Below are 11,670 nucleotides of genomic sequence, written 5' to 3' on the forward strand. Positions count from 1 at the left end.
GGTTATGAAACAGATAATATATATAATAGTACTATCGGTTCTCTGTATTTTTCCTGTAAATGCTCAGGATACATTTGATAATATTTTGCAGAGCATCGAAGCCAATAATACGACATTGAAAGCGTATCGTGAACAAGCTAATGCCGATAAGATAGGGAATAAGACAGGAATAAATCTGGCTAATCCCGAAGTCGAATTCGGCTATCTTTGGGGAAGTCCTGCCGAAGAAGGAAACCGTACCGATCTGGGAGTTACGCAGACATTCGATTTTCCGACAGCTTACCGTTATAAATCACAATTGGCCGACGGTAAGAACAGGCAAGTGGACTTGACCTACGATCAACAGCGCAGGGATGTATTGAAAGAAGCCCGCAATTTTTGTATTGAACTTGCTTATCAGACAAAAGTAAATGAACAGTTAAAAGAACGTCTTGCCTATGCTAAAGAACTATCGGATGCTTATCAAAAGCGTTTTGATGAGGGTGATATTGACATTCTGGAACGTAATAAGACAAAACTGGATTTACTGAATACAGAAAAGGCATTGCAGATGAATGAAGTTGAAATCAATACACTTAAAGCCGAATTGCAGCGAATGAACGGCGATCAGTCATTTCATATTGCACTAAATAAGTATCCGGTATATCTCTTTCCACCGAATTTTGCCGAATGGTTTGAAAGAGTAAAGGAAAATAATCCCTCGCTCAGGCTTGCCGAGCAGGAGATTGTACTAAGCAAAAAACAGGAGCAACTGACAAAAGCATTAAATCTGCCGAAGATATCGGCGGGGTATACCAGTGAGCGTATTTCGGGAACTACGTTGCAGGGCTTTTCTATTGGTGTATCGATACCCCTTTGGGAAGGAAAGAATACTGTAAAGCATCAGAAAGCCCAAACTGTAGCATTGCAGATGCAACATGCCGACACAAAGCTGCAATTCCAGAATACACTTAAAAATCAATATGATAAGGCCGCCAGACTATCCGTCTTACTCAATGAATATCAGGAGACGCTCAAAGTTACCAACAGCCGCGAATTATTAAAGAAAGCACTGGATAAAGGGCAGTTATCTCTTATCAATTATTTGCTGGAGCTTTCTGTATATTACGAAACAATTGATAAGTATCTCGAAACCGAAAGAGACTATCAGTTGGCAGCAGGCGAATTGCAGCAATGGGAGCGATAATCAGATAGTTATAAAGTCTTTTACGAGAGGGTATTCTGATAAAAAGTGAATGCCCTTTCTTGTTAATGTTTCACATTTAAAGTTTGAACCAAGAGTCATCCGTTGTGTTGTTTTGATAAAAAAATCGTAATTTTGAGATACTAAAGAGTGATTATGATGCGATTATTGATATATATTATCTTTGCTATATTAGCCCAAATCTCATTATCTGCTTCTACCAACAAACCCCATGTTATAAATCTACATAGAGAGCAATATCGCGCAGATAATAAAAACTGGTCGATAGGGCAGGACGAAAGGGGAGTTATGTATTTCGGTAATGATATAGGCCTTTTGGAATTCGACGGTATAGAATGGAATCTAAATCGACTTCCGAATTCTCTTATAGCGCGTTCGGTTGCCGTTTTATCTCATAAAACTATATTTACGGGAAGTTATGAGGAGTTTGGCAGATGGGACAGGGATATTTCGGGTAAGCTTGTATATACATCGTTGAGCGATCATGTAGATAAGGCACTTTTCAAAAATGACGATTTCTGGAAGATATGGGTGACAAATGATCATGTTTATTTCCAGTCGTTTAACTCTATATATGTATATGATTACAATGAAGTAAAGCGAATCCCTTCCGAAAAAGGATTTCTCTTTTTGACCAAAGTTAGAGATGAATTTCTTGTGCAGCAAATGAATGGCCCGCTGTTCAGTCTAAAAGGAGATTATCTGGAAAAAATAGAAGGAAGCGATATCTTTAATAACACAGACGTTCGGGTTATTCTTCCTTATCAGGAAGATCAATATCTGATTGGTACGGCAACCAAAGGCTTATATATATACGATGGTAAAGAATTCCGTGAATGGAATAAGACATTATCCGGAGTGCTGCATGCTACGGAATTGAATTGCGGAATACTATCTTCGAAAGGTATATATTTTTTCGGAACTATTCTAGATGGTATTTATCAGGTCAATGTTGAGGGCAATATAGTGGACCATATATCTTCTGCTAATATGCTTCAGAACAACACGATACTTTCATTGTACGAGGACAATCTAGGTAATGTCTGGACAGCTTTGGACAGGGGGCTGGCGTATATTCAATACATAGAAAACATGAGTTGCTATACCGATCCGACAGGCAATACAGGTGCCGTATACAGCGGTGTATATTGGAATGATAAGCTGTTCATCGGAACTAATCAGGGTGTTTTCTATACTACTCATGACGGCTTAAAAACCTCTGACGCATTATCAGATATGAAGTTAATAGAAGGTACTCAGGGACAGGTATGGACATTAAAAATTATAGATGATGTATTATATTGTTGCCATAACAAAGGCCTGAAAGAAATACATAAGAACTTATCTGTATCAGATGCTTTTTCAATCCGTACCGGAGTATTTAACATATCGGAAGCTACTGTAAAAGATCAGGATTTACTTATATTATCAACATATAGTTCGATAAAAATAGTTGACCGGAAGACAAAGCAGGTTTATAGTCCCGGACAGATATCCGAGCCTATTATTAATGCACAGTTCGACCATTTGGGAAACATTTGGCTGGAACATTTCAACAGAGGAATGTATAGATGTAAACTGGAAGACGATTTCTCGGGATTCAGAACTTTCTCATATTATGGAGGAAATAATAGCGACGATCTCCCTTATAAGGTGAAGATATTTAAAGTCGGCGGACGCATCGTGTTATTGGGAAACAGTCAATTTTATACTTATGATGATATAGCAAATAAGATTGTGCCGAGTATACAGTTAAATAAATGTTTCAATAATGTCAGGAATCTGAAACAGATAATCCCGATTAAAGATAATTTATTCTGGGCGGTCACCAGCGCTTCCATTTATAAGTTTTCTTACGATGGATATGAGGCATCTATTCTGGAAGACTATAATCTGGGTAGGAATTTATCCTTGGTCAATGGGTATGAGAATATATCTATATTGAGTGATTCCAGCAGCCTGATTTGCCTCGACAACGGTTTCTTATTATATCATAGAAAAGACGAAAGCCGGACAAATGCTTATTTATTGTCGCCATATTTAGAATCAATGCGTACATATAATATGGATGGTAATATAGAATATAAAGATATTGCTCATTTTTCCGAGGTTCACTACGATTTCAACACCGTTACATTTAGTTTTACATCCAGCAATGCCTTTGCTTCCGATTTGTCATTTCAGTATATGCTGGAGAATGTAGACAAAGAATGGTCTGCCCCTCAAAAAATCAGCAGCGTATCATATCCTCGTCTGCCGACAGGAGAGTATAAATTTATCTTGCGTACGGTTGATAATTTGGGAAATTATTCAGATACGGTTGAGTACGGATTTGAGGTATTAGCACCATGGTATCAGAATATCTGGGCATATATGCTGTATACGATTTTAATTATGATTGTCTTATACATCATCTGGTTGCTGATCCTCCGGCGATATAGAAATCTTCATTTACAGAAAATCCGCCTGCGTGAAACCAGACGATTGAAGGTACTGACCAATGAACTCCAACAGGAAGTGGAACAAAAGAGTGCGGAACTTCTCACGCAAACATCGTTTATTATTCAAAAAAATGAATTAATACTTAAGATTAAAGATATAATTGACGATTTCTATTCGAAGAATAAAACAAGCGCCTTGATTCCTCTCTATCAGAAAATAAATGCACTGTTAAATAATAGCATGAATTCGGAAGACGATTGGAAAACATTCCTGATAAAATTCGAGGAAAAACATACAAATTTCTTCAAAAAAATGAAGATGTTATATCCACAATTGACCAATACCGACCTTCGTCTTTGTGCCTGCCTCAAGCTCAATCTGGAGACAAAAGAGATTGCTTCTTTAATGAATTTATCGGTCAGAGCTGTAGAAAACAGCCGTTACAGATTACGAAAAAAGTTAAACATACAGCCTTCACAAAATTTAAACGAATTTTTCCTTGATATAGATTAATGTTTTTAAATATTTGATATATAGATTATTACTTTTATTTGAGAGGTGATAGTGAGGTGGTGGTATTGTTAAAAATAGGATAGGTGTATTTAGGATGTATTAACTTTTAGAAACACTTTTGTCATAATCCCTAATTTTGAAGGCAAATCTAATATCACGACCCAGAAAGAGTTATGGTAATCTAAAATTTTATATCAAGAAAACAACAACGGAAAAACGCCTTAAAAAATCTTAAAGAATTATTACCCTTCCTGTTTCAGTCGTTCATAGTAGATTTTATTTGAAAATGTGTGTTTAAATAAAAAGTAAAACTATGGAAATTAAACCAAAAAGAACATTAATTACATCAGGGTCAGGATCCTTTCTCATGAGAGGCTTTCTGTTCCTTACCTGCTTATTACTGGCGGGTACTGTAAGTATTTATGCTCAGACAAAGACTATCTCCGGTAAGGTTACGGACACTGCCGATGAGCCTTTGATCGGAGTCAGCGTGCGTATACAAGGCACAACGACGGGAACCATTACTAATGTCGATGGCGAATACTCTATATCTGCCGGTACAGGCGACATATTAGAGTTCTCTTATGTGGGTATGAAGGCACAACTTGTAACAGTCGGTTCACAAACAACATTGAATATAATATTGGAAGACGATGCCCAAATGCTTACTGAAACAGTAGTAATCGGTTATGGTACTGCCAGAAAACGCGACCTTACCGGTTCTATTGTGAGTATAAAAGCAGAGGACATTGCAAACAGGCCGGCTTCTAACCCATTGGCGAATTTGCAGGGTAGGATTGCAGGGGTTCAGGTTGTGAATACAGGCCGTGCAGGACAGGACCCTGAAATCCGTATCCGTGGTACTAATTCCATTAATGGATACAAACCTCTTTACGTTGTTGACGGATTATTTACGGATAATATTAACTTCCTCAATCCTGTAGACGTAGAATCTATGGAGATACTGAAAGACCCTTCATCTCTTGCTATCTTCGGGGTACGCGGTGCGAATGGTGTTGTAATTATCACTACAAAGAAAGCAAAAGAAGGACAGACAATGGTGAATATAAATTCATCCATTGGTTTCAAACATGTAGCCGATAGGATAGACTTGGTGAATGCTGCACAATTTAAAGAATTGTATAGTGAACAACTATGGTATCAGGGTGCAGATCCTTACGATTTTTCAGGTTGGACAGGAGATACCGACTGGCAGAAGGAAATTTTTCAGGATGGTATAATTACAAATCATAATATCAGTATTACCGGATCCTCAGAGAAGAATAGATTCTATCTGGGAGCAGGCTATACAATGGAAGAAGGTACCATTAAGCATGAAAAGTTGAGTAAAGTATCAATCTCTTTAGGTAGTGAATATAATGTATCTAAAGCCTTACGTTTCGGATTTCAGGTAAACGGAGCTAAGACCTTACCTCCTGACGGAAAAGGCGTTCAGGCAGCTGTATGGGAAGCTCCTATAGTACCTGCCGGGCAATATAAAGACCCTACAACAGGTAAATCATATTTTTATGCAGCTCCTGATTTCCAGCAACAGGTTACCAACCCCCTTGTAGATGTAGAGCAGCGGGCAAGACATACACGTGCTGTTAATCACCGCATAGTCGGTAATGTATACGGAGAACTCGATATCTTGAAAAATCTTACATTCCGTGCTACTTTCTCTTTAGACTATGGTATAGAAGAATCCAGAGGTCTTAAACCTATTGTACAAGTATACGATCCTGTACAGAAAAGAATATACTCTCCTACAGGCATGGATGTTGCATCTGTCAGCCAGTCAAAAGCAACCCGCTTTGCTGCGCAATCGGATTATTTGCTCACATATCAGGGCAAATTCAACGATGATCATAATCTGACTCTTACAGGAGGTATTACTACCAACTATGATGAATATTCCAGGCTAGAAGGTACACGCAGTCAGGATCCGAATTCCGATTTTGAAATTACAGACGATCCGGATTTATGGTGGATAAGCATATTTGGTGGTGAAGGGCGTAACAATAACGGAGAGCAATACCGTAAATATACTATGTCTTATCTTGTAAGGGCTTTATATAATTATCAGAACCGTTATCTGTTCAATGCTTCTTTCAGACGTGACGGTGCATCTGCATTTAAACGTACAAATAATACATGGGACAATTTTTACTCTTTCGGGGGTGGTTGGATCGTTTCTGAAGAAAAATTCATGGAGGATCAGAATATCATAGATTACCTTAAAATCAAAGGCTCTTGGGGTGTTCTTGGCAGTCAGGCTACCGGAGGATATGATTATCCGGCTTATCCATTGCTGGTAAGTGAAGGTGCTGCTATATTCGGAGATAATATTATTGAGGGAAAAGTACCGAAATATGTTGCCCCGATGGGTTTAGGCTGGGAGAAAACATATTCTTGGGAAGTAGGATTCGAAATGAATCTTTTAAAGAACAGATTACGTATCGAGCCTGTGTATTACAGCAAACTTACAAAAGATATTTTAGTTGAAGTGCCAAGATCAGGAGGTTTAAGACCGGCTTTATCCAATATTGGAGAAGTGGAGAATAAAGGATTTGAATTATCAGCTTCGTGGAATGACAAAATAGGAGATTTCACTTATTCATTAGGTGCTAATTTAACAACTATCAATAATGAAGTGAAAAAGCTGTTAGGTAATCAACCATTGCAATATGGAACATCAGCCCGTAAGATGTCATGGACCAAGGAAGGTTTCCCTATCGGACACTTTTTCGGATATAAGGTTGAAGGAGTGTACCAGAATAATGAAGATATAAAACAATCTCCTGTTAATACTCAGTTCCCTGTTGCTCCAGGCGATCTTAAATTTGTAGATGTAAATAAGGACGGCAAGATTGACGAAAATGACAGAACTAAAATAGGTGATCCTACACCGGACTTCACATATGGTTTTAATATCAATCTCGGATATAAGAATTTCGACCTTTCTATAGATATGATGGGTGTATATGGTAATGAAATTTACAGGGATTGGGATAACCAGAACTTTGCCCGTATCAATTATATGAAACACGATCTTAATAGATGGCATGGGGAAGGTACTTCCAATTGGGATCCTATATTGCTTTTAAGAGACGTAAATCGGCAGATATCGAATTACTATATTGAAGACGGTAGTTTCTTCCGTATCAAAAATCTGCAATTAGGTTATACTTTCGATTCCAGCCTGCTTAATAAGATATTTGTAAAATCATTACGAGTATATGCAAATATAGAGAATCTGAAGACCTGGAAAAAGAACACAGGATATACACCTGAGCTCGGAGGTACTGCTACGGCATTCGGCATAGATCAGGTGGGCGAAAATGGCGCATATCCTATGCCTGCTGTATATACATTTGGTATAAATCTAACTTTCTAATAACTCGACAAATGAAAAAATATATTATAAATAAACTTTGTATTTCATTCGTGCTGATACTTACTGTATTAACATATACAGCATGTAATGATATGTTGGACCAAAAACCTCAGGGTACGGCAACTGATACTAGCGGTACATTCGAATCAAAGATTTTTGGCCTTTATGGAAAAGCCCGTGGATGGAGCATAAGCAGTGGAACTCCGGTTCTGGCTATACAGGGTTTCCGTTCGGAAGATGCCGAAAAGGGTAGTTCTGCGGATGATGGCGACAACGAAGCCAATTATTTTGATAACTTTCAGTACAATAAAGTTGGTATGATTGAAGGTTACTGGTCGGCACATTTCGAACTGATTCAGAATGCAAATTCCGTTATCGATGATATGAAGGCCGTACCGGTTGAAGAGCAAAATGACCGTTTTGTTATAAATTATGCTGAAGCTCACTTTTTCAGAGCGTTTGCATTCTTTAATCTTGTACGGGCTTTCGGAGAGGTTCCATTGTTAAACTTTAAAATTAATGAAGGTGAAGAAGCCAAGGCTAATATTCCTAAATCCTCTATAGCAGATATTTATAAGCAAATAGATGATGACCTGAAAATTGCGGAAGAGGGATTGCCTACTTCGTGGGAGAAGAAATTCATTGGCCGTTTGACTTGGGGCGCTGCAAGAGCCTTACATGCAAAGACATACCTTACTCGCAACGATTGGCCGAATACTTATGCTGCAGCGATGGATGTAGTAAGTTCAGGCATTTATAATTTGGATACCCCTTTTAATCAGATCTTCAGAGAATCGGGGGAAAACTCGAGCGAGTCGGTATTAGAGTTTCAGTGTACTGCAGTCGCTTCTGAAAGCGATATAAACAAATATGGCAGCCAGTTTTCTCAGGCACAAGGTGTCAGAGGTGGCGGTGAATGGGATTTAGGCTGGGGATGGCACACACCGACAGAGATTTTGGCAAATGCTTTCGAACCGAATGATCCCCGAAAAGATGAAACGCTATTGTATTTCTACAAATCACAGGCTGAAGCTGATGCTCCGGGAGCTATAGCTAATAAACCTTGGGGAGAGAAACCTATTGCCTATGGAACTGTTATAGCAAAATACTTTAATAAGAAGGCTTATACCGACCCTGCATTACGGGATAAGTATGCTTCTGCATCGCGACAGGGTGGATGGGTTAATATTCGGATTATCCGATTTGCCGATGTGGTATTGATGGCTGCAGAAGCGGCTAACGAAATGGGAGGTAAAACCGATGAAGCTCTGGAATTACTGGAAAGAATTCGTGCACGTGCCAGAGGAGGCGACAACACAATATTGCCTGAAGTAACTACTACCGATCAGGCAGAATTGAGAAATGCCATTCGTCACGAAAGACGTATCGAACTGGCTATGGAATTTGACAGGTTCTATGATCTTGTACGTTGGGGTATTGCAAAAGATGTATTGCATGCGGCCGGTAAGACTAACTATGAGGACAAACATGCATTATTGCCGATTCCTCAACTTGAAATAGATAAATCAAATGGAGTATTGGTTCAGAATCCTAACTATTAATAAAGATTACTATGGAACTTAAAAAATATATATACCCGATATTGGCTGCTACATTATTAATGTTTACAGCACAGTCCTGCTTTCAGGATATGGACCACCCTGCTTTCAACTATCCGGAGGAACCAGCTAAGCCACCAATTAATGAAGAGGGGCAAATACTTTATCTGACATTCGAAGATAATTATAAAGATGAAATAAGTGGCAGTGACCTAACAGTAGTAGGAACTCCGGGCTTTTCGAATGGCAGAATAGGTAAATGCTATGCCGGAGCTGCAGATAGTTATCTGACATTTAAAACCGCAGATTTTCCCGAAGCACTAGGAGCAGACTTTTCCGTTGCTTTTTGGTATAAATTGAATTCTAGTCCTGATCGTGCCGGTATAATAAGCATAGGTCCGGTTACTCCGAATATGGGTCCGGAAGGACAGAATAATAGAACTGCCGGAATCAGGCTGTTCCGCGAACAGGCCGGAAATAAACAGCGTATCAAAGCTAACTTCGGTAATGGAACATCTGATGGTTGGCTCGATAGTGAAAATGCCGATTTAGATCCTGCTGTAGCGGGATGGAAACATATTGCATTTACCCTTACTAAAGGAAAGGCAGTGATGTATATAGATGGTGTAGAGGCAGCTTCAGGCGATATTACTGAGGTTAGCTGGCAGGGATGTGATATCATGTCTATAGCTTCAGGTGCTCCGCGTTTTACTGAATGGGGACATTTATCTGATAATAGTTCGATTGATCAGTTGCGCGTATTTAACAGGACATTGACTCTGGAAGAAGTCAAGATTATTATTTTAAACGAATCTGAATAATTTATTGCATATAAGTCTTCTGTCCCGAAATATTTAGGACAGAAGACTTATATAATATTGAAACAAAAGTAAATAGATATGTTGAAGTGGTTTTATTCATATATTCTTCTTATAGGAATTTTCCTTCAGGCTTGTAGTAGTGATGATAATACTCCACCGATTGAGAATTTCACTCTCGAAGAAATTACCATAAACGGTAAGACAAATCAAGAGGCTTTCAGCAATATCGATCCGCAGAATTTATCTGTAGAATTGAAATTCTCTACTGCGGTTGATAAAAGTACTGTAGATGGAAATATCATATTGAAGGATAAGGGTAATCAGCAAATCAAATTATCATATACCTACGGGGATAATAAAACAGTAACTTTAAAACCGGTTGCAAACTTAAGTTCTTATTCGAAATATACATTATCTATCTGGCCGGGATTAAAATCTACAGCCGGGGTTACTCTTTCCACAGGTAAGAATTATGACATATCCACCACGATTGACATGACCGATAAATTTCCACGCATACCCGATGAAGATTTATTGGATTTAGTACAAAGCCAGACATTCAAATACTTCTGGGAATTCGGTCATCCGGTATCAGGCATGGCACGCGAAAGAACGACATCAGGTGATGTCGTTACCACAGGAGGGACAGGCTTTGGTGTAATGGCAATGATTGTTGCAGCCGAAAGAGGCTTTGTTTCAAAAAATGATGCATTATCTCGTATACAGAAGATAGTAACATTCCTAGATACAAAATGTACTAGTTATCACGGAGTCTTTTCCCATTGGGTCAACGGTGCCACCGGTGCCACTCAACCATTCAGCCAATATGACGATGGGGCTGACCTTGTAGAAACGGCGCTGCTATTTCAGGGATTACTTACAGCCAGACAATATTTCAAAGCGAATACCACTGCGGAAACTAAACTAAGAGAAGATATTACCCGACTATGGGAAGCTATAGAATGGACATGGTTCCAACGAGACGGACAAAATGCTCTTTACTGGCATTGGAGCCCTAATTATGGATGGCAGATGAATATGAAGGTATCAGGGTGGAATGAAGCGCTTATAGTTTATGCTTTAGCTGCATCATCACCGACTCATCCTATTACAGCAGGAGTATATAAACAGGGCTGGACGAGGAACGGTGCTTTTACTAACGGAAAATCTTTTTATGGTTATCAGCTTCTGTTAGGAGAAGACAATGGAGGTCCTTTGTTCTTCAGCCATTATTCATTTTTGGGAATAAACCCGAAAGATATGAAAGACCAGTATGCTAATTACTGGACACAAAACACAAATCACACATTAATAAACTATAACTACTGTATTGCCAATCCAAAAGGATACGGAGGTTACAGTGCAGATTGCTGGGGGCTTACCGCCAGCGACGGGGATAAAGGCTACAGCGCCCATTCTCCGACAAACGATAGAGGTGTTATTGCACCTACAGCGGCATTATCTTCCATGCCATATACACCGGAAGAATCGATGAAGGCTTTACACTTCTTCTACTACAAACTTGGGGACAAATTATGGTCGGACTATGGATTTATTGATGCATTCAACTTATCCGAACAATGGTACGACAACCAGCAGATTGCCATCGATCAGGGGCCGATAGTGGTTATGATAGAAAATTACAGGACAGGCTTATTATGGTCCCTGTTTATGGCTGATCAGGAAATTAAGGACGGACTGAGAAAACTGGGTTTTCAGAGTCCTGAATTGTGA

At 39.0% G+C, this 11,670-nt stretch carries 6 protein-coding genes; all 6 read left to right on the top strand.

What is annotated here, in order from left to right; translation table 11 throughout:
• The first annotated feature begins 4 nt into the window (after positions 1-4).
• Positions 5-1,186 carry a TolC family protein gene (locus K348_RS0113830; RefSeq protein ID WP_029905710.1) on the top strand — a complete coding sequence of 394 codons (1,182 nt, stop codon included), beginning with the start codon at positions 5-7 and terminating at the stop codon, positions 1,184-1,186.
• Positions 1,187-1,339: 153 nt separating this feature from the next.
• A complete protein-coding gene (locus K348_RS0113835) occupies positions 1,340-4,159 on the top strand; it encodes a triple tyrosine motif-containing protein (RefSeq protein WP_369793896.1) in 2,820 nt (939 codons plus the stop codon).
• A 313-nt stretch (positions 4,160-4,472) separates the two neighbouring features.
• A complete protein-coding gene (locus tag K348_RS0113840; RefSeq protein ID WP_081852580.1) occupies positions 4,473-7,556 on the top strand; it encodes a TonB-dependent receptor in 3,084 nt (1,027 codons plus the stop codon).
• An 11-nt stretch (positions 7,557-7,567) separates the two neighbouring features.
• Entirely contained in the window at positions 7,568-9,118 is a 1,551-nt protein-coding gene (locus tag K348_RS0113845) for a RagB/SusD family nutrient uptake outer membrane protein (RefSeq protein ID WP_029905716.1), read from the top strand.
• 11 nt (positions 9,119-9,129) lie between these two features.
• Positions 9,130-9,936, top strand: a complete 807-nt coding sequence (locus K348_RS0113850) for a LamG domain-containing protein (protein WP_051697895.1) — start codon at positions 9,130-9,132, stop codon at positions 9,934-9,936.
• A gap of 78 nt (positions 9,937-10,014) precedes the next feature.
• Positions 10,015-11,670: a glucoamylase family protein gene (locus K348_RS0113855; protein WP_029905721.1), complete on the top strand. Its 1,656-nt coding sequence runs from the start codon at positions 10,015-10,017 to the stop codon at positions 11,668-11,670.

Source organism: Prevotella sp. 10(H) (genome assembly GCF_000711235.1).
Taxonomy (GTDB): Bacteria; Bacteroidota; Bacteroidia; order Bacteroidales; family Dysgonomonadaceae; genus Dysgonomonas.

Excerpts from the sequence above, each read along its gene's own strand:
- K348_RS0113855 (WP_029905721.1), top strand. The coding sequence starts at position 10,015 with ATGTTGAAGTGGTTTTATTCATATATTCTTCTTATAGGAATTTTCCTT.
- K348_RS0113840 (WP_081852580.1), top strand. The coding sequence starts at position 4,473 with ATGGAAATTAAACCAAAAAGAACATTAATTACATCAGGGTCAGGATCC.
- K348_RS0113850 (WP_051697895.1), top strand. The coding sequence starts at position 9,130 with ATGGAACTTAAAAAATATATATACCCGATATTGGCTGCTACATTATTA.
- K348_RS0113830 (WP_029905710.1), top strand. The coding sequence starts at position 5 with ATGAAACAGATAATATATATAATAGTACTATCGGTTCTCTGTATTTTT.
- K348_RS0113835 (WP_369793896.1), top strand. The coding sequence starts at position 1,340 with ATGATGCGATTATTGATATATATTATCTTTGCTATATTAGCCCAAATC.
- K348_RS0113845 (WP_029905716.1), top strand. The coding sequence starts at position 7,568 with ATGAAAAAATATATTATAAATAAACTTTGTATTTCATTCGTGCTGATA.